At 46.5% G+C, this 18,483-nt stretch carries 17 protein-coding genes and 3 tRNA genes; 11 read left to right on the top strand and 9 right to left on the bottom strand.

Annotation, left to right across the window (positions count from 1 at the left end; translation table 11 throughout):
* Nucleotides 1-98: 98 nt before the first annotated feature.
* The 8 genes from NTZ10_01055 to NTZ10_01020 all read left to right on the top strand — a co-directional run bounded on the left by NTZ10_01055 (nt 99) and on the right by NTZ10_01020 (nt 7,871).
* Nucleotides 99-527, top strand: a complete 429-nt coding sequence (locus NTZ10_01055) for an endonuclease domain-containing protein (GenBank protein ID MCX5748821.1) — start codon at nt 99-101, stop codon at nt 525-527.
* A complete protein-coding gene (gene pabA, locus NTZ10_01050; protein MCX5748820.1) occupies nt 515-1,078 on the top strand; it encodes an aminodeoxychorismate/anthranilate synthase component II in 564 nt (187 codons plus the stop codon). Before NTZ10_01055 ends, pabA begins: the two co-directional genes overlap by 13 nt.
* 132 nt (nt 1,079-1,210) lie before the next feature.
* The gene (locus NTZ10_01045; GenBank protein ID MCX5748819.1) at nt 1,211-2,110 is read left to right on the top strand and encodes a hypothetical protein; all 900 of its coding nucleotides are present in this window, start codon (nt 1,211-1,213) and stop codon (nt 2,108-2,110) included.
* 15 nt (nt 2,111-2,125) lie between these two features.
* Entirely contained in the window at nt 2,126-3,022 is an 897-nt protein-coding gene (locus tag NTZ10_01040; protein ID MCX5748818.1) for a hypothetical protein, read from the top strand.
* 15 nt (nt 3,023-3,037) lie between these two features.
* The gene (locus NTZ10_01035; GenBank protein MCX5748817.1) at nt 3,038-4,006 is read left to right on the top strand and encodes a hypothetical protein; all 969 of its coding nucleotides are present in this window, start codon (nt 3,038-3,040) and stop codon (nt 4,004-4,006) included.
* On the top strand, nt 4,003-4,611 hold the full coding sequence (locus tag NTZ10_01030) for a hypothetical protein (GenBank protein MCX5748816.1): 609 nt from the start codon (nt 4,003-4,005) through the stop codon (nt 4,609-4,611). Before NTZ10_01035 ends, NTZ10_01030 begins: the two co-directional genes overlap by 4 nt.
* 100 nt (nt 4,612-4,711) lie before the next feature.
* Nucleotides 4,712-6,004 carry a glucuronate isomerase gene (locus NTZ10_01025; GenBank protein MCX5748815.1) on the top strand — a complete coding sequence of 431 codons (1,293 nt, stop codon included), beginning with the start codon at nt 4,712-4,714 and terminating at the stop codon, nt 6,002-6,004.
* A 73-nt stretch (nt 6,005-6,077) separates the two neighbouring features.
* Nucleotides 6,078-7,871 (top strand): ABC-F family ATP-binding cassette domain-containing protein, encoded by a 1,794-nt coding sequence (locus NTZ10_01020; GenBank protein MCX5748814.1) that lies wholly within the window; start codon nt 6,078-6,080, stop codon nt 7,869-7,871.
* A gap of 20 nt (nt 7,872-7,891) precedes the next feature.
* On the opposite strand, the gene NTZ10_01015 is transcribed toward NTZ10_01020, so the two are convergent.
* Both NTZ10_01015 and NTZ10_01010 read right to left on the bottom strand, forming a co-directional pair.
* Complete coding sequence (locus NTZ10_01015) at nt 7,892-8,254, bottom strand: response regulator (protein ID MCX5748813.1); 363 nt, start codon at nt 8,252-8,254, stop codon at nt 7,892-7,894.
* A 13-nt stretch (nt 8,255-8,267) separates the two neighbouring features.
* Nucleotides 8,268-9,461 carry a PAS domain-containing sensor histidine kinase gene (locus NTZ10_01010; protein ID MCX5748812.1) on the bottom strand — a complete coding sequence of 398 codons (1,194 nt, stop codon included), beginning with the start codon at nt 9,459-9,461 and terminating at the stop codon, nt 8,268-8,270.
* Between the two features lie 177 nt (nt 9,462-9,638).
* Between NTZ10_01010 and NTZ10_01005 the strand changes: the two genes are divergently transcribed.
* Nucleotides 9,639-10,004: a response regulator gene (locus NTZ10_01005; protein MCX5748811.1), complete on the top strand. Its 366-nt coding sequence runs from the start codon at nt 9,639-9,641 to the stop codon at nt 10,002-10,004.
* 64 nt (nt 10,005-10,068) lie between these two features.
* On the opposite strand, the gene NTZ10_01000 is transcribed toward NTZ10_01005, so the two are convergent.
* From NTZ10_01000 to NTZ10_00975, 6 genes are all read right to left on the bottom strand, one after another.
* Complete coding sequence (locus NTZ10_01000) at nt 10,069-11,349, bottom strand: dehydrogenase (GenBank protein MCX5748810.1); 1,281 nt, start codon at nt 11,347-11,349, stop codon at nt 10,069-10,071.
* A 52-nt stretch (nt 11,350-11,401) separates the two neighbouring features.
* A complete protein-coding gene (locus NTZ10_00995; GenBank protein ID MCX5748809.1) occupies nt 11,402-12,256 on the bottom strand; it encodes an SPFH/Band 7/PHB domain protein in 855 nt (284 codons plus the stop codon).
* Between the two features lie 264 nt (nt 12,257-12,520).
* Nucleotides 12,521-13,138: a hypothetical protein gene (locus NTZ10_00990; protein MCX5748808.1), complete on the bottom strand. Its 618-nt coding sequence runs from the start codon at nt 13,136-13,138 to the stop codon at nt 12,521-12,523.
* Between the two features lie 401 nt (nt 13,139-13,539).
* A tRNA-Val gene (locus tag NTZ10_00985) sits at nt 13,540-13,613 on the bottom strand.
* 19 nt (nt 13,614-13,632) lie between these two features.
* Nucleotides 13,633-13,703 (bottom strand) — tRNA-Cys (locus tag NTZ10_00980).
* A gap of 6 nt (nt 13,704-13,709) precedes the next feature.
* A tRNA-Gly gene (locus NTZ10_00975) sits at nt 13,710-13,780 on the bottom strand.
* Nucleotides 13,781-13,960: 180 nt separating this feature from the next.
* Here NTZ10_00975 and NTZ10_00970 point away from each other — a divergent pair.
* A complete protein-coding gene (locus NTZ10_00970; GenBank protein MCX5748807.1) occupies nt 13,961-15,178 on the top strand; it encodes a hypothetical protein in 1,218 nt (405 codons plus the stop codon).
* Nucleotides 15,179-15,198: 20 nt separating this feature from the next.
* Here NTZ10_00970 and NTZ10_00965 read toward each other — a convergent pair whose 3' ends face one another.
* Entirely contained in the window at nt 15,199-16,722 is a 1,524-nt protein-coding gene (locus NTZ10_00965) for a methyltransferase domain-containing protein (GenBank protein MCX5748806.1), read from the bottom strand.
* Between the two features lie 52 nt (nt 16,723-16,774).
* Here NTZ10_00965 and NTZ10_00960 point away from each other — a divergent pair, with 52 nt between their 5' ends.
* A complete protein-coding gene (locus NTZ10_00960) occupies nt 16,775-18,433 on the top strand; it encodes a YegS/Rv2252/BmrU family lipid kinase (protein MCX5748805.1) in 1,659 nt (552 codons plus the stop codon).
* Nucleotides 18,434-18,483: the final 50 nt, after the last annotated feature.

Raw genomic sequence — 18,483 nt, 5'->3', positions numbered from 1 at the left:
CAATAACAAATGATATAATATGTAAAATCCTCACCCCGCCCCTCGCTTTGCTCGGGGCACCCCTCTCCATTTTATGGAGAGGGGTAAATAAGCTGGACATGAGAAAAAAAGATAAAAAATATCGGACGATACTGGCAGCAAGAGATCTAAGGAAGAGTTCCACGCGAGCAGAAATCCTTCTATGGAAATATCTGAGTAACCGCGGGCTTTGCGGGCTTAAATTCAGACGTCAAGTCCCTTTGGATGGTTTCATTTTGGACTTTTTTTGTCCTGAGATCAGGCTGGGGATTGAAATCGACGGCAATATTCATCATAATTTAAAGGAATATGATCTGGCAAGACAAAATATCATTGAAAATAAGGGAATAAATATTTTGCGTTTTAATAATGATGAGGTGATCTCCGATATTAACAGCGTTCTTAAAAAGCTTAAACAGTTTGCTTTCCCCTCTCCACGAAGTGGAGAGGGGTGCCGGGTCCCCGCCAAAGGCGGGGCGAGGCGGGGTGAGGATTTATGCTCCTCGTGATAGATAATTACGATTCGTTCACATATAATCTCGTGCAGTATCTCAACGAGCTCGGCGCCGAAACGAGGGTATACCGCAACGACAAAATTACGATAAATGAAATAAGAAATATTGCCCCCGAAAAGATCGTTATCTCTCCGGGACCCTGCACCCCGAAAGAAGCCGGAATATCTATGGATGTAGTCAAGGATTTCGCTGGGAAAATCCCTATTCTCGGCGTCTGCCTGGGCCACCAGTCCATAGCGGAAGCCCTTGGAGGGAAAGTGGTCCGCGCCGTGAACCTCATGCACGGCAAGACCTCGCAGATACATCATGACGGAAAAACTATCTTCAAAGGCCTGCCCGATCCTTTCACTGCGACAAGATATCATTCCCTGATAGTTGAAAAAGAAAGCCTTCCCGGCTGTTTTGAGATATCCGCCTGGACGAAAGACGGCGAGATAATGGGGATACGTCATAAAGAATTCAAAGTGGAAGGCGTCCAGTTCCACCCGGAATCAATACTCACTAAGGATGGTAAAAAACTGCTGGGGAATTTCCTGAATATCTGAGGCTTTAATAAAAGCAAAACCACAATTTACACCCACGAACAAAATAGGATCCTAAATCAAAAATGTGTGAAATTTACATAAAATAATGCCGATAACTATTTGCAAGATAAATGAATTAAAGGAGAACCACTTATGTTGGTCAGTAAATACGGCCATACCGCAACGCTTGGTAAGTTCATGTTCGGACACGGAAGGTTCTTGGGTGTGCATAATCCGCTTTCATCAAACGTAAGAAAAGCGGAAGACCCGTTCATCAATAATTGGACGTTGAGACGGTTATCAAGATCTGATGATCTGATCGTGAGAAATTTAGTTGTGGATCAGCTTGTGATGAGGATCGGGTCCGGGACAATATCCGTTGAAAGGCTTACGGCCGTACATAAAGCTATAAGGGACCAGGCGTTCATGAGTTTGCCTGATACTTCCATTGCCGAACCCTATCTGTCCGCCGGCATCGTACCTAAAGATGCCTGCAAATCTATAATGATGAATCCCCGGGTAGAACATCAAAGGAAAGAAGCGGCTTTCTATCCTATAAAATCAATAATTTCTGATAGTGAGATCTTGGGAATAGTCGAGTCCCTTGACAGCGGATCCCCTTTGCTGGCGCTTTTATCCTTTGCGGATTTCGCCGGCAAAAAAACACTGATGCGAATAATCGAAAAATCCCCGAGAGACTGCGCCAACGCTTTTAACAGGTTAAGTGGAAAATTATCCGAAGGAGATATAACTTATATCTTTGGGATCTGCAAAGACATTCTTGTGATGGACGAGATTGCCGCGCATCCCAAAACTCCGCTTACAATATTATGGGATATCGCCCTGAAAAATAAACCGGCTAAAGCATCAGATGAAGGAATGCGTAAGGCGCAGGCAAGAGTGCCTTACCATTACGTGCAGGAAGTCAACCTTGAAAAGCTTTTTGCCGCGGCCAATAGTGTTTATATTCTCGGGTTAATAAAAGATCAGCCTAATGCGAGTCCCGATCTCAAAGCGCGTTGCGATAAACGAATAGCGGAAAAAGGAAAGTAAAAAGGAATATCATTTATGTTATCGGTCAGCAGATACGGTTATAAGTCAACGCTTGGTAAGTTCATGTTCGGACACGGAAGGTTCTTGGGTGTGCATAATCCGCTTTCATCAAACGTAAGAAAAGCGGAAGACCCGTTCATCAATAATTGGACGTTGAGACGGCTGTCAATGTCGGATGATCAGGATGTGCAAAATAAAGTTATCAAACAGCTGGCAAGGCGTATGGAATCAGGAACAATATCGGTCGAAAAACTCATGAGCATACCAAAGGTTCTAAGAAACCAAGCGCTTGTGTATTTAAACACCATTGCTGAAGTCTATTTTGCTGGCGGCATCATCCCTGAAGCGTTTTGCATACATATGATACGGCTTCCCGGGATAGACCTTCAAAGTAGAGTGATGGCTTTCAACACTGTAAAAGCATCTCTTTCTTTTGGTGAAATCCAGGCAGTGGTCGAGTCCCTAAATGACGGAGACCCTATGCTGGCACTCTTATCCTTTGCGGATAATGCCGACAGGAAAGCATTGATGCGCATAATCGAAAAATCACCGGAAGACCATTCTAACGCTTTTAAAAGACTAAGTGAGGGACTGTCCGGAGCAGACATAAGTCAGATCTATACTACTTGTAAAGACAAGGCAGTGATGGGCCTCATAGCCGCGCACCCCGAGACTCCGCAAACTGTATTATTGGATATCGCCCTAAAACTTCCACGGGCTAAGGCGCCAATTGAAGGAGTGCATAGGGCACAGGCAATATTACTTTTCCATCATCTTGAAGGGGACGTTATTGAACGGCTATTTAATGTGGCCGATAACATCTACATTCTAGAGTTAATAAAAAGTCAGCCGAATGCAAGCGCCGATCTCATAGCGCGTTGCAACAGAAAAATAGCGGAAAAAGGAAAGTAAAAAGGAGGATCATTCATGTTACTGATCAGTAAATACGGCCATACCGCAACGCTCGGAAAGTTCATGTTCGGCCACGGAAGGTTCTTGGGGGTGCACGACCCGCTCTCATCACAAATAAGCAAAGCGGCGGACCCGTTCATTAATAATTGGACATTGGCCCGGTTATCAAGATCGGAATATTTTGTTGCGCGATCAGGAGCGTTTGCTCCACAAAATGATGTCCTGTTGCAGCTGATAAGGCGGATCACGACCGGAACAATATCGACTGAAAGGCTTATGAGCGTACAAAGTAATACAAGGGATCAAGCGTTTCAGTCATTGCCTTGTAATAAGATTGCCGCATCCTATCTTGCCGCCGGCATCGTCCCGAAATATGTTTGCGTATCCGTAATGCTGGATCGCCAGATAGACCATCAAAGGAAAATGGCGGCTTTCGCAACAATAAAAGCATTTATTGCTGATAGTGAGATCCGGAAAATGGTCGAGTCCCTAAATGACGGAGATCCCATGCTGGCAGTCTTATCTTCTGCAGATAATGCCGGAAGGGGAACATTGATGCGCATAATCGAAAAATCCCCGGAAGACCACTCCAACGCTTTTAAAAGATTATGTGCAGGACTGTCCGGAGCAGATATTACGCGGATCTATAATATTTGCAAAGATGACATAGCAATGGGCCTTATAGCTGCGCATCCAGAAACATCAAATGACATATTATTGCTTATCGCCCTAAAAAATGAGCGGGCTAAGGCGACAATTGACGGCGTGCGGAGGGCGCAGTCAAGAGTAGTTTGCTACCTCCTGGATATAGATGTTCTCGAACGACTGTTAAATGTAGCCGATAGTATTCATATTATCGAGCAAATAAATGGCCAGTCAAACGCTACACCTGCTCTAAAGGCGCGTTGCGAACAGAGGATTTTAAAAATCAGGGAAGCCGAAAGACAACTCGCAGGAGCCGCTGGTAAGGAGACTAAATCATGACAAATACGGTGCAATCGATATCAGGAGGGATCGCTTATAATGTCTCGCAGCAGCGCCAGACAGCGGCAAAACCCGTAGACAGGCCGGAGGCAAAGGAAACAGTCTCATCGCAGATCGCGACAGTAGCACTGTTCATCATTTGTTCGCCGCTGTTATTGAGCGGCTGCTCGGGGTCGTCCTCAAGCTCAAAAAACTATGGTTCTCTCAGCAAGTCCGAAAAAGGTGCTGTCTTAACTCTGCTTAGAAAGGCCCTGGAGGAAACGGTAGATCTCAGGCAGTATGGGACCTATTACAGCACGGTCAGCAGAATAAATCCGGTCACAAAAAAAACCGGCAATCAGGAATTTTTCGGGCTGACAGCGGTCACGCAACACGTATCCTTGATGCATCAGAAACCGAACTGGAGACGGGAATTGGAGGAAGCTCTTAACGCAAAGTCGGTCAGCTGGACCGAGGACGGCAGGAACAGGAGGGTTTCGCTGGAAAAATTTGCGATAAGCACTGATGCCGCTCCCGGCATGGGACATGAGTCCTTTCCCGGCGATATGATGGGCATCACAAGGGAAACAATAACTATTTTTCCGCTAAGGATCAAAACTGAATAGGCCCTTGCTTAGGATAAACGAACCGGTGAAAATTAAGTGAAATTTTCAAAAAGAACGTTCGACAAGAGAATGTAAGCAAATAATCGAAAAGGAGAATATCATGATAGTAGGGTCAGCTGTTCTTAATCATCCGGCGGATATATCAAGCGCGATCGCAAGACGGGTCAGGGACTGCAAAGTGGTCGACATGCACACCCACCTTTTCAGCCCGCCTTTCGGAAGTTTGAACTTATGGGGCATCGATCATCTTATGACATATCATTATCTGCAAGCGGAATATTTCAGGACAATAGGCCTGCAAGACCGGTCTCAAGTTACCGCCTCGGCTATCGCTTCATTTAACAGACTTCCAATTGATCAGAAGGCTGATCGCATCTACAAGACTTTGTTCGTCGACAATACGCCCGTATCCGAAGCATGCAGGGGTGTCCTGACGACATTGAGCATGTTAGGCCAAAACTTAAGGCAGCCCGATCTGACCGGATACAGAAAGGCTCTCGGGAACAAACCATATGAAAGGCATATAGAGACTATTTTTAGACTGGCTAATATCGACCGTGTTGTAATGACGAATGATCCTTTCGTTGACGAGGAAAGGGCTGTCTGGGAAAAGGGAGTTCAACCTGACCGGCGCTTCATGACAGCTCTCAGGGTCGACCCTCTTTTCACAAATTGGACCAAAGCCGTACAGGTCATGGGAGTCTCCGGTTCTCATGATTTTACCGGTATAAGAAGATTTTTGGAAACTTGGGCTGATAAAATGAAGCCGGTATATCTTGCAGCCTCTCTTCCGCCGGACTTTGACTATCCTTCTTCAGGAGAACTGACCAAAACAAGCACGGACAATGGTCATATCACGGAAATGTTTAATAATGCGGTCCTGCCGATGGCAAAAGAGAGGGATCTGCCCGTAGCGCTGATGATCGGAGTAAAAAGAGGCGTCAATCCGATCCTCGGCCAAGCCGGGGACGGTGTCGGAAGTGCGACCATTGAAGCCGTCGAGCGGCTTTGCAGCAATACTCCAGATGTCAGGTTCTTCGTCACGCTGCTCTCCGATACCAATCAGAGAGAGCTGGCGGTCGCTGCCCGCAAATTCCCGAACCTGATGCCTTTCGGATGCTGGTGGTTCCTTAACACCCCGGCCGAGATCGAAAGGATAACTACCTTGAGGCTTGAACTTGCGGGAACTACCGTTGTACCGCAGCATTCGGACGCGCGCGTGCTTGACCAACTGGCATATAAATGGTCACATTCGCGTCAGATCATCGCTGATGTCCTTACAGCGCAATATTTAAAATTACCGAAAGGGACTCCGCTCACCGAGGAGGATATCGCGAGGGATGTTTCAAATATGCTCGGCGGCAATTTTTTGAGGTTCTGCGGAATTAAATAATACCCCATATGTGAGTGACTGCCTCGATAGGGTTTTGTCTGTCAAGCACCTTTGCTCATGCTATATTAATAATATGCTGCAAGTATGCAATTTATCCCTGACATTCGGGGACCAGACACTATTCGATGATATAGGCTTCAATATCCATAGCGGTGAAAGAATTGGCCTTGTAGGAAGGAACGGCTCCGGAAAAACCACGCTATTTAAGCTTATCACCGGGGAGATGTCCCCTGATGAGGGGCATCTTTCACTGCCGAAAAATTATACCGTAGGATATTTAAAACAGCATCTCAGATTTTACGAGCCGACCGTTCTGCAGGAAGCCTGCCTGGGGCTGCGGCCGCAGGAGCAGGACCAGATATGGAAGGCCGAGAAGATATTATCCGGGCTTGGTTTTTCTGAAGAAGAAATGTACAGGTCCCCTCTTGAATTTTCAGGCGGCTTCCAGGTAAGGCTTAATCTTGCGAAAGTATTGCTTGCGGAGCCTCATCTGTTATTGCTCGATGAACCGACAAATTATCTTGACATCATTTCGATCCGCTGGCTGACAAGGTTCCTTCGGAACTGGGAGAACGAACTGATGCTCATAACGCATGACAGGGATTTTATGAACAGCGTCACCACCCATACCATAGGCATACACAGGCACAAGATGAAAAAGATAGAAGGAGATACCGTAAAACTGTTTGAGCAGATCGCGGTTGAAGAAGAAGTCTATGAAAGGACACGGTTAAAAGAGAACAGAAAAAGGGAAGAAGCCATGGAATTCATAAACCGGTTCCGCGCCCTGGCGGCAAGAGCAAGTCTTGTGCAGTCAAGGATAAAAGCCCTGGACAAAATGGGTAAAAAGGAAGAGCTCTCGACAATAACCGAACTGGGTTTCAGGTTCAACGGGTTTGAAACACATTCATCTCATCTGATAAATGTCGAAGATCTCAGTTTCGGCTATACGCCCGGCAATATGCTGATAAAAAGACTTTCTTTTTCGATAGGAAAAAAAGACAGGATATGCGTCGTCGGCAAGAACGGAAAAGGCAAATCAACGCTTTTAAGGCTGCTGGCTAACGAACTGAACCCGGTTGAAGGAGAAATTGTCCATAATCCCAATTGCAAAATGGGCTATTTTGGCCAGACGAACATCGAGAGGCTTGATCCTGGACTGACAATAGAAGAAGAACTGACAAGGCTCAGGCCGGACCTGAGCAAGACGGAAATAAGGCGCACGTGCGGAGCAATGATGTTCACGGGCGATCTGGCATTAAAAAAAATATCGGTCCTTTCAGGCGGGGAAAAAAGCAGGGTGTCTCTCGCGAAGATATTGCTGACGCCGACCAATATCCTTTTACTGGACGAACCGACGAACCACCTTGATGTTGAATCCTGCGATTCCATGATAGCGGCTCTGGATGAATTTCCCGGCGCAGTAGTGATAGTCACCCACAGCGAAATGTTCCTGCATCATCTCGCAAAAAAACTGATAGTGTTCAATGAAGATAAAGCCATGTTCTATAACGGTACTTATCAGGACTTTTTGGATAATGCCGGCTGGGAAAAAGAAGGGAAAAAACCGAAAAAGGCAAAAAAACAGGCAAAGAATGAATCGCCGCGCATTGAACATGACATAAATAATAAGCGTAAACAAATAATAGCAAAGACAAAAGAGGTTGAAAAGACAATTGATGATGAAGAGACCGCTTTGGAATCATTGAATCTGATAATAGCGCAAGCAAGCGCAAAAAATGAGTGGCAGGAGATACAGCGGTTGCAGAAACAGGCGCATGTTCATCAGGTAAAGATAGACAAAGGCTACAGCGAACTTGAAAAACTCATCGCGGAACTTGACGGCATTGGTGAAATAAAGGGGTAGGGAGATTCTTGACCTTTCATTTATCCCAGGATCTTTTTGATCAAACCGATCAACTCTTCAGGCTCAAACGGCTTTGCAAGAAAACCGCTCGCCCCGCTCTCCCCTGCTCTTTCAGAAAGAGATCTGGTGGTAGCGGAGATCAAAATTACCGGGATATGCCTTAACTCCTCATCCTTTTTCAATATTTTGGCGACCTCATCCCCGTTAATCAGGGGCAGGTACACATCAAGTATTATCAGATCGGGCGCATATTTTTTTGCAAGTTCCAGCGCCTCTTGGCCGTCGACACCGCCGCACACTTCATATCCGGTCGCCTCTAATCTTACCAATGTGACCTTGAGCAGATCAGATTCGTCGTCAATTACCAGGATTTTCTTTGCCATAACTTCTCCCGCGTTATTTTACCGGCAGGGTGAAATGAAAAGTCGCTCCTTTGCCGAATTCAGACTCGGCCCATATATTCCCCTTATGCGCGGTGATGATATCTTTTGAAATGGCCAGTCCCAGCCCGGAGCCGCCTTTTTTCCTGTCTCTTGCGCTGTCCAGCTGCTCAAACGGCTGAAAGAGCTTTTGTATGTCCTCGTTCTTGATCCCCGGGCCTGTATCCTGCACCATTACATGCACCTCGTCATGCTCCGCTTTTGTACCGATAACGATACTTCCTTTTTCGGTGAGTTTTATCGCGTTGCTCACTAAATTGGTGATCACCTGGTTGATCCTGTCTTTATCGAACTTGATCTTAGGGACATTATCATCGAAGTTTGTTGTAATGCTCAACTGTTTGATTTCCGCCATGACATTCATAGTTTTGGCGACTTCAGACGCTACTTCATTGATGTCGTTCGGCAGGAGTTTAAATTCCATTCCCTTTGCTTGTATCTTCTGGAAATCCAGGACGTTATTGATCAGGCGCGCTAATCTGTCGACATTATTTTTGACGAGGGTAAGCATGTCCTTCTGCTTATCATTGATATCCCCTATCAAGCCTTCGACTACGAGATTTACACCTTCCTTAATGGCCGCGAGCGGGCTCCTCAGTTCGTGCGAGACCATGGATGTGAACTTCGACTTTATCTCTGTGGCGATCTTTGATTCTTCCGCGGCCTTTTTCTCCTTCTCCGTTTTTTTGCGCTCTGTGACATCGCGTTCTGTAGCGGCAATACCAATTACTTTTCCCGCATCGTCCACCAGTTTCGTTACCGTCAGCCAGACGTCGAGCAGGCGCCCGTCTTTGGTCAGCCGCTGGGTATCAAACGAGTAGACCTTTTCACCCGCAAAAAGCCGGCGGTTAAAATCCTTTTGCTCTGCCGCTTTATTGGGAGGGGCGAGTTGCCAAATAGTCATCTGCAACGCCTCTTTTTCGCTATAGCCGAACATCAGCTCGGCTCCGTGGTTCCAGGCGGTGATCCGCCCATCAAAATCATGGATCGTGATCGCATCGTTCGAGTCGCGCACCACCGTCACCATGCGGCGCGCCTCTTCAGCCTCCCGTTTGCGCTCAGCGTTTGTTGTCTCAAGTTCCGCTATCCGCTTTTGCTGGAGCTTTATCTCTTCAATCAGTCTTTCTTTAGTTCTGTCTTTCTGTGTCATGGTTTTTTCCCACAAACAAACAATCAAAACCCATTTTATTAATTAGCAATTTGCTAAATTATATTACTGTGGGGGGGGCAAGTCAAATGCCATGCTCGGCGGTAAAATGATCTCTCCTTGACTCGGCTCATATCGTATAATATAATTGCTTCAAAGTTTCAGTGAAAGAGGAAGCGGATGAAAAAGATAATGATTGTTGATGATGATGAAGACCTGTTGACAATGATCGAGAGAAGGCTTACAAAAGCAAATTACGAAGTGATAAAAGTTACGAAAGGTGCTGAGGTGGTCGAAAAGGCAAAGGCACAAAGGCCTGACCTTATATTGTTGGACATAATGCTGCCGGATATGGACGGCGGAGAAGTGGAAGCTTTGCTTCAGGAAGATGATACAACAAAGAACATCCCTGTGGTCATCCTTACGGCTCTTTATACGAAGAGCGATGAGAGGACCAAAGGTAATTATTCCGGGAATAATATATTTTTGGCAAAACCCTTTGAGCCGGATAAAATGCTTAAGATAATAAATGAACTTATTGGATAATTTTTCTTCCGTTGACCTTTCCCCTTAACACCGCAAATAATCAATGGGCGTTACTGGGTTAGCTTCAACCATCCGCCGCGCGCACCGCTTTTATCGCGTCTATTGCCGAACTGGTTATGCCTCCCGCATGACCGGCCCCCTCTCCTATCGGAAACAGATTTCTCACATTTACGGACTCGCACCTGACATTCCTCGGAAAACTGACAGGACAGGTTGTCCTAGTTTCCGCTCCGAGCAATATTGCCTGGTCACTCACAAAAAGCGGATATTCTTTTTTCCAGAGGAGAAATGCTTTTTTTAGATGCTCAGCGACGAAACCGGGGAACAGATCTGACAGCTGTGTTGGTCTCACTCCCATCCTGAAAGAATTTTCCAACAGAGCTGCGGACATTTTGCCGCGCAGGAAATCTTCAAGGTTCTGCGCCGGAGCTTCCCAACAGGCCCCGCCCGCGACGAAAGCCTTTTGTTCGATCTTTTTCTGAAAATATATCCCGGCCAAAGGGTGATCAGAGCCGTAATCCGAAGTCTTACAGGTCACAACGATCGCGGAATTTGAATATTTTAAGTCCCGTTTTGAATAGCTCATCCCGTTCAACACTAAATGCCCGTTTTCGGAAGAGGCGTTCACTATCTCGCCTCCCGGGCACATGCAGAATGTATAAACGCGCCTGCCGGATTCCTTATCAGTGTATAAAAATGAATATGTTGCGGCTTTCTTGTTATTCCTGATCATATTTATAAGTTCGGCCGGATGTTCTATCCTCACGCCGACAGATATCGGCCTCTGTTCAATAAGTATATTTTGCTCATGCAGCATTTCAAATGTATCTCTGGCTGAATGGCCTATAGCAAGGAATATCTTTGAAGACAAATATTCTTTAACAGAATTAATGACGACGCCTTTTGCTCTGGCGTTACTGACAATAAGGCCTGTCATTTTCGAAGAGAAATTGATCTCTCCGCCCTTTGAGATAATATATTTCCTGATGTTTTTAACGATCTCGCACAAAACATCCGTCCCGAGATGAGGTTTGCTTTTGAAAATTATATCGTCAGGAGCGCCAAATCTGACAAAAGTTTCCAGGACTTTACTTGCGACCGGAGAATTGTTCTTCCTGGAGAACAGCTTCCCGTCCGAATAAGAACCGGCCCCGCCTTCTCCGAACTGAATATTTGATCCGGCATCAAGTTTTCTTTCCCTGAAAAATTTCTCAATGTCCGCGGAGCGCTCTTCTATGCTTTTGCCCCTCTCAAATATCAAAGGGCTATAGCCCAGTTCTATCAATTCAAGAGCGGCAAACATACCGGCAGGACCAAACCCGATGATTATCGGTCGTTCTGACATCATCACTTAAGTATATATTGGATCGGATGCGGGGTGTCAGGACCAAAAGCAATTAACTTTTAGTTTTTATCGGTACAACGCCTGCCAGCTCGCCGATCACGTTCACAAGCTCGCTGTTCATCGGCACAACGACTTTCGCGTTATTCATGAGGGATTTTTCAACCGCCTCCAGTTTTCTAAGGATCTGCGCATTGCCGATAAAATATTTATTCGCGGCTTCGTTTACAAGCGCAATAGCCTGAGCCTCTCCTTCGGCTTCAAGTATCGTGGCCTGCCTCGAACCTTCCGCTTTCTTGATCTCGGCGCGCCTTTGGCCGTCGGCCATCGTTTCTGTAGCGGTGGCAAAGTCGATCGCCGCCATCTTTTCGTTTTCGGCTTTTACGACCTTATTCATTGTCTCCTGAACATCTTTTGGCGGATCGATTTCTTTAAGCTCGGTCCTTACAATATCTATCCCCCAGCTGGCGGTCTCTTTTTTTAACGTCTTTTGGAGTTCTTCGTTTATACGCCCCCTTTCGCTGTTTGCCGCTTTTAATGATAGTGTTCCGATGATATTTCTGAGCGTCGTTCTTGCCAGATTAACTATCTGATAGCTGTAATTATTGACATTGTACTGGGAGTTCTTTACATTAGTTTCGTCTTCTCTTACTTTGAAATAAACCTGCGCGTCGACACGGGCATTCAAATTGTCGTTTGTGATTATCTCCTGCGGCTCGGCATTGATCATGACTTCAGTAATATTGATCTGGTACATCTGGTCGATCATGGGAATTATCCATTGAAATCCCGGCTGGGCAAACTTTCTGTATTTTCCCAGTCTTTCGATGAGCCCCCTGTGCGTCGGCCGTACGATCCTGACGCCTGCAAAAAAAATAAAAACCGCGACGATCAATATAACTATTAACATTGTTTTCCTCCTTCTTTCCGCCAGCCGGCGGATTATTTTATAATTATACTACTTTCCACCGGAACATAAATTATGTGAAATTTTTCAAAAACATAGCCAAAACAGTCAAGGCCATACGAGCATTAAGACGACGGAAATATATACTCATGTATCACCGGAACATGTGCAGGCAAGTGTCAATAAGTTTGTAGTGATGAATGATTTTCGTAGGGTTTCAGGCAAAGACAATAAAGCTTTAATGGAGCCGATAGTGCAGATGATGAATTAAAAGTTCTTGCTTTTTAACACGTCTGTATAGGAAGAGCCGTCCGTTTGACCTGGAGCTACACTTACCCATTTAACAAATCCAACATCTTTTGCAAGCCATTTATAAAAACCATATCCGCTTGAATGTATACTACCAGACTTTATTTTGAAGCAGTTTGTAAATGTCCCTGCGGGTACAGTTACATCCTCAATAGAAATGACGGTATCCGTATACACTGGTGAGGTAACAGAATCAACCCATGAACTTCTTATTGACAGAGGAAAGACCAATCCAGTTATTGCTTCTGTGGTGGGACTGGCGAGAGTGCCATATTGTTTCGCATTGTTATCCGTAACTACAATCAAAGCGTCCGAAGAACCAGCGCCAGAATTGGAATGAAGAACTTGCATAGTCATTCCATTGTAAGTGGTCACGCCTGTGAATGACTCTGTCCAATCACTTGTAGTGCTGCCAGATGTATTTGTATAAGTCCAGCTATATCCCTGCGTGTTCGGGTAGTATTCTCTGCCTCCTGTAGTTGAGGTTATAGATGCAACAGGGCTTTGAGCACATCCTGACAAAATAACAACCAAAGAAATAACTATTAGACAAAACAAAGAAAACCATTTATTCATAATGTAATTCCTTAAGGTAGTCTAATTATACATCGTTATATTTCATTGTAAATCCCACACATTTTTAGATGCCGGAAAAGCACATAATCGTTAATTAGTTATAGGAAAGTTATAGGAAAAACTCCATAAAACGAAAAAGAGGAAACCCCTATTCCGAATTTTCCTCTTAACTATAAGAAAAAACAACTGCGCGTTACTGGGTTCGGCCTCCGCGCCCCGTGGGCGGGGCAGCTTCGGGCCATGGCATCTTTCCTTACGCAGCCTCACCTCGCTTGAGGTTCGGGTGTCGGCTGCTCTTCCTCTCACTTGCTCGGCGGAAAGATGCCTTTCTCTCCCAGTAACCTTTTTGCTGTCGCAAAACAATCCCGCGTTCGCGGGATTGCGCATTTCACTTCGTTCAATGCGCGTTACTGGGTTCGAACCAGTGACCCCTTGCCTGTCAAGCAAGTACTCTAACCAGCTGAGCTAAACGCGCTTGCACCCAATTATAACAAAGGCGTCGGCCGGATTCGAACCGGCGTAAACGGTTTTGCAGACCGTAGCCTAACCACTCGGCCACGACGCCACAATGAGCGGGATATGGGAGTCGAACCCATTTTTTCAGCTTGGGAAGCTGATGTTGAACCGGTCAACTAATCCCGCATATATCATCTATTTTACTACAAAATCATATCTTTTGAACTGCATGAGGGGATTGCGTTCTTTTCACCGCGACGGTCAAACGGGAGCTTACGGAAATGGTTCGAAAAATAACTGAAATTCACCGTCTTTTCATACGATAAATACATGAGCCGAAAAATGACCGATCGAAAGGGGAATATAATGATACGTACAGATCTGACCGTCAGCAAGGTCCGCGCAGGGAAGCTCGCAATTGATGTCGCGGCCAAAAGGATGCCATTGCAAAGCCTCCCTCATGAAAGGTTGATCCAAGTGTTGAATCATCCTTTTCTTCCGACTGATGTTATCTCAAACGTGTTTTTGGATCCGAAAATGACCGACAGATCTAGAGCTGATATGATCGGAAATATCACTGACAATGCAAGAGCCGCCCAAGCATTATTCGCTTTTTTTGACCTTTCGGCAAAAGATTTACACAAACCTGATTTTTACTCGGAAACAACCTCGTCAATTCTCCAGATTTTGGGCCCGGCAAGGTCCGCAGAGCTGCTTAATAATCCCGAATGGAAAGACAAGGATCATATCCCGGCATTGATCCACCAGATGAATTGTAATTTTGTCGCAGAGATGGCTTCAGCCGGGCCGGACACAAAATGGGCTGTAAGACAAGCCATATCCGCCCTTATCAAAAACCCGCCCTCTTTATCAGGAAAAGGAAGCGAACCGGTCCTTATTTATTTGGCCGGCGTATTAAATTCGGACAAGATGTCAGATACAACTGGAGGGAACATATTGTTCAACGGGGTATTTGATGACAAAAGCGCGTCAATATTCAAAACTGGCCTGATCAAACCTGAAAGAGTTTCCGCCTTTGTTTTTGCAGATACACAATTTTTGAACCTGTTCTATGGCAGCCAGGAGGTTCCCGAAGCCATAAAAACAGCGGCGTTTGAAAAACTGGACCCAAGTCCTGTTGAACTATTCGCGCTGAGAGTGCAACAAATGCACCGCGCACCTCTTGCATGGCTTTTGCATACCGCAGTAAAAGATGAAAAACTCATCCGGCTGATAACCCACCGTGTTTTAAATGCACCCGCCGGATTTAGAACAAACGTTCCTTCAGCGCTTCAGTCGCTGACCTCCGAAAGTCTGGCGGGGATCATCAGCAACGCAGGTGAATCGATGCCGGATCTGGCGGCCCTGATCTCCTGTGAATCCAGAAATCTTTTGTCTGTTGTCCAGGACCGGTTCGACAACAAGACCGCTGCACTTTTTATAGCCGGCATGACCACGGCACCACGGGCTGTTTTTTTGAACGCGCTTTTAAAAGCTGATGAAAGATGCTTCACTGACATCATCGGCGAATTTCCCGATACACAGGTCGAGGTCTTTCTGAAAAGCATGGCATCAGTTAAATAATTCGCGGCGATAGCGGATATCTATTCTCTCTTCCGCCCTACTACGGCCCAGATTATTGAATACTCGATCAGCCTGTCAGGACCGATGGCCCGTCGGATGTCACCTGGCAATTCTCCCGGGATTTCAAGCTGCATGTGAAAAGGACCGTCTTCGACGCATTGAAATCTGAACAATACATCAGGATCGATCACGCTACCGCTGTGATCAACATCCACGTGATGGATCTGCCTCATGGCTACCTCAAATACTTTTTCAAACCCGGCATAAAGGATATCGAAACCGGCATATTTCATCTCATTGACCAGCCAGTGATGTAAATATTCGTAGCAGTTCTGTATCACCATTTTCCCGTTGGATACTTTCAGATATTGTTCCCATGCTGATCGATCGGCAATCTTTTTGCAGGATGCATCAAGGGCCATATTGAGCAGGAATTTTTTGCTGTCGATCTTTTTTGTACTGTAAGCGGTCCGGTTCCTGTATGGAAAAAGTCCTCTTCTGACCAGCTGTTCCGACATCTGATTGTCGTTGGGTATGATATCCTGAAATGCGAACAGCGTCCCTCCGGGCTTGAGCACCCTGTGTATCTGGGCCATCGCGTGGTCGAGATAATATAACGAGACAAAAGGCGTCAGGCCGAAGACATTCTCAAAAGCCGCGTCAGGGAACGGGATATCGTATATATTCCCCGTTTCGGCCCTCGCGCCTTCATAGTGCTTTTTTACATAAGCTGTCAGCGCTGTATTCCAGTCCATGTGGATCATCGAAGGCCAAAGCCGTTGCGGTATCATCGCCCTGAAATTGCCGAGGCCGCTGCCTACTTCAAGTTTTTCACCCGTGTCGTCCCTGACCGGGAATATCCTGAACATCTCTTCGAAATATTTCCTGTTGGCTTCCAAAATCTGTGCTCTCTGCGCCGAATAATTTTTCAGCGAGGGTTCGATCCTCTCCGGGGACCAGCAGTTGTCCGGCCTGTCGCCCGCGACCCCGTTATGTTCGGGAAGGGGCACGAGGATAGCTTCAGGATCGAATGTTTTTACGTCCGCGAACAGCCGCGGATCGTTCAGCAACGAAGCGACCTTTAGAAAATCCTGTGCGCAAAGCGTTTCCGACTCGCCGATGACCGCTTTTACCAGAGATTCGACTAGGCACCTTTTTTGTTCCACTTTTACAGGGATCTCGAGCGGCATTTCCTCGTCATCGCTTCTGCAGATGACAGGGATCGTCCCTCCCTCGTTGCTTCCCTTAAAGATGAACTTGCCGTTGCCAAGCGTCACGTTGGGATTCAGCCAGAAAGTCCTGACAAGGGCCCTGCGCATGGTTTCGTCACCGATAGGGACAGCATTGCCTGACAATTTTTTTGCCAGTCCCGATGCCATTGAATTGAATTCAAGAACTGTTCCGGCCCTCTGGACAGGCGTCCGGTAACCGTTAAAATACGGTCTTCTATAGTCCTGTATCGCGTCATCGATCCTTCCCGCGATCGCCGCGTGACGGCCGTTGCATTCCAGCGGAAATAATATCCTTTGAAAAGCGGTTTTCATATCTTTTATATATCGGATGTTTTTTTACGGAATTTCATCAAAAGATCGGTATTTGAAGTATAATATCAATATGGTGCCGAGGTATTATTTCATCGTCAATCCGCATTCCGCCGGCGGAAATACGGCAAAGATCTGGCCGCGCGTAAAGGAAGCTTTTGAGCTTAAACTCGGGAAGCTGGATTTTTCATTTACAAAGGGCAACATACACGCCACCTACATCGCGGGTAAAGCGCTCTATGACGGGTACGACGCGATCATCGCGGTGGGCGGCGACGGCACGCTGAACGAGGTCCTTAACGGCTTTTACGATTCCGACAAGAAGATAAACCATGAAGCCTGCCTGGGATATTTCCCGAGCGGCACGGGAGAGGATCTGTCCCGCACTCTCGGTATAGACGACCTGTCGGTCGAAGAACAGGTCAACAGGTTACTCAACAACGATATAAAGAAAATAGATGCTGGCATGGCGATCTTCAGAAAAAAGAACGGTTCTTTCACTTCAAGAAGGTTCATCAACGAATCAAGCATCGGCTTTTCTTCCGACGTCGCCGAAAGGGTGAACCGGTCGCCGAAGGTATTCCGGGGAAAAGCCGCTTTCATCCTCGGGATATTATCCAGCCTTATATTCCTGAAAAATCATAAGATCACCGTCAATGTCGACGGCCATGGTTTTTTTGAAGGCCCGGTGCTTGCCGGCGTGGCCGCGAACGGTAAATTCTTCGGCGGCGGCATGATGATCGCGCCTAACGCCGCCATTGACGACGGCAGTTTCGATATCGTGATAGTGGAAGGCATGAGCCGTATCGAGGTCCTGCGAAACATCGGGAGCATATACGGCGGGCATCATCTCTCAAATAAAAAGGTTATAATAAAAAGGGGCAAAGAGATCCGTATTACATCAAAAGAAGAGGTCTTTATCGAAATGGACGGCGAGCCGGTCGGCTGCCTTGACGTAATACTGCGGCTTCTTGAAAAAGTTTTGCTCATATCATTATTGATCTCCGTCAGCGGGCTTTATATCGCGGGAAGATTGATGCCTGCCCATAAATTAAAACAGCACAATGACGTGGCCGGCTATATTTTCACGACGCTGGGCGTGATCTACGCCGTCCTTCTGGCTTTTATGGTTGTGATCTCATGGCAGAGTTTTGAGACCGCGAGCACGAACGTGTCAAAAGAGGCCAACGCTATCGCCGACCTTTACCGCGACAGCGAAGGTCTCTCTCCGGATTTCAGGATAAAGATCTGTACAGCGCTGGATGATTATACAAAAGGCATTATAAACGAAGAATGGCCTCTTCTTTCAAAAGGGGAGAGAAGCCTGCATGTCCAGGAGCTTTCCACCAGAATATACAGGTTGTACGCTTCGTACCGGCCCCGCACCGAGACCGAGAAGATCTTCCTCCAGGAATCCGTGCATAAACTTAACGAGAAAGGCGAGCTGAGACGCATGCGGATCAACGAATCAAATAACGGGGTCCATCCGCTGCTCTGGTTCGTCCTGATAAGCGGCGGCCTGATAACGATCTGTTTCACCATGTTTTTCGGTACCGAGAACACGGTCCCGCAGATATTTATGACCTCGCTTCTTGCTGTCCTTATTACCCTGATATTGTTCACCATATTGGCCCTCGATTTCCCGTTCACTGGAGATGTGAGGATAACCCCCGAACCTTTCAGACAGATATTGAACTATCTGGGGCATATATAGGGCCCCGGACTCTGTTTGAACGCGCGGGCCCACTCTGCTAAAATTAAGTC

Source organism: Candidatus Saganbacteria bacterium (assembly GCA_026387835.1).
GTDB lineage: Bacteria > Margulisbacteria > WOR-1 > JAKLHX01 > JAKLHX01 > JAPLKZ01.
This window is presented reverse-complemented; position numbering and strand designations above follow the sequence as displayed.

Coding starts and splice junctions, on each gene's coding strand:
- NTZ10_01015 (MCX5748813.1), bottom strand. CDS start 8,254: ATGGCAAAGAAAATCCTGGTAATTGACGACGAATCTGATCTGCTCAAG.
- NTZ10_01010 (MCX5748812.1), bottom strand. CDS start 9,461: ATGACACAGAAAGACAGAACTAAAGAAAGACTGATTGAAGAGATAAAG.
- NTZ10_00970 (MCX5748807.1), top strand. CDS start 13,961: ATGATACGTACAGATCTGACCGTCAGCAAGGTCCGCGCAGGGAAGCTC.
- NTZ10_00965 (MCX5748806.1), bottom strand. CDS start 16,722: ATGAAAACCGCTTTTCAAAGGATATTATTTCCGCTGGAATGCAACGGC.
- NTZ10_01020 (MCX5748814.1), top strand. CDS start 6,078: ATGCTGCAAGTATGCAATTTATCCCTGACATTCGGGGACCAGACACTA.
- NTZ10_01000 (MCX5748810.1), bottom strand. CDS start 11,349: ATGTCAGAACGACCGATAATCATCGGGTTTGGTCCTGCCGGTATGTTT.
- NTZ10_01030 (MCX5748816.1), top strand. CDS start 4,003: ATGACAAATACGGTGCAATCGATATCAGGAGGGATCGCTTATAATGTC.
- NTZ10_01045 (MCX5748819.1), top strand. CDS start 1,211: ATGTTGGTCAGTAAATACGGCCATACCGCAACGCTTGGTAAGTTCATG.
- NTZ10_01035 (MCX5748817.1), top strand. CDS start 3,038: ATGTTACTGATCAGTAAATACGGCCATACCGCAACGCTCGGAAAGTTC.
- pabA (MCX5748820.1), top strand. CDS start 515: ATGCTCCTCGTGATAGATAATTACGATTCGTTCACATATAATCTCGTG.
- NTZ10_01025 (MCX5748815.1), top strand. CDS start 4,712: ATGATAGTAGGGTCAGCTGTTCTTAATCATCCGGCGGATATATCAAGC.
- NTZ10_00995 (MCX5748809.1), bottom strand. CDS start 12,256: ATGTTAATAGTTATATTGATCGTCGCGGTTTTTATTTTTTTTGCAGGC.
- NTZ10_00990 (MCX5748808.1), bottom strand. CDS start 13,138: ATGAATAAATGGTTTTCTTTGTTTTGTCTAATAGTTATTTCTTTGGTT.
- NTZ10_01040 (MCX5748818.1), top strand. CDS start 2,126: ATGTTATCGGTCAGCAGATACGGTTATAAGTCAACGCTTGGTAAGTTC.
- NTZ10_01005 (MCX5748811.1), top strand. CDS start 9,639: ATGAAAAAGATAATGATTGTTGATGATGATGAAGACCTGTTGACAATG.
- NTZ10_01055 (MCX5748821.1), top strand. CDS start 99: ATGAGAAAAAAAGATAAAAAATATCGGACGATACTGGCAGCAAGAGAT.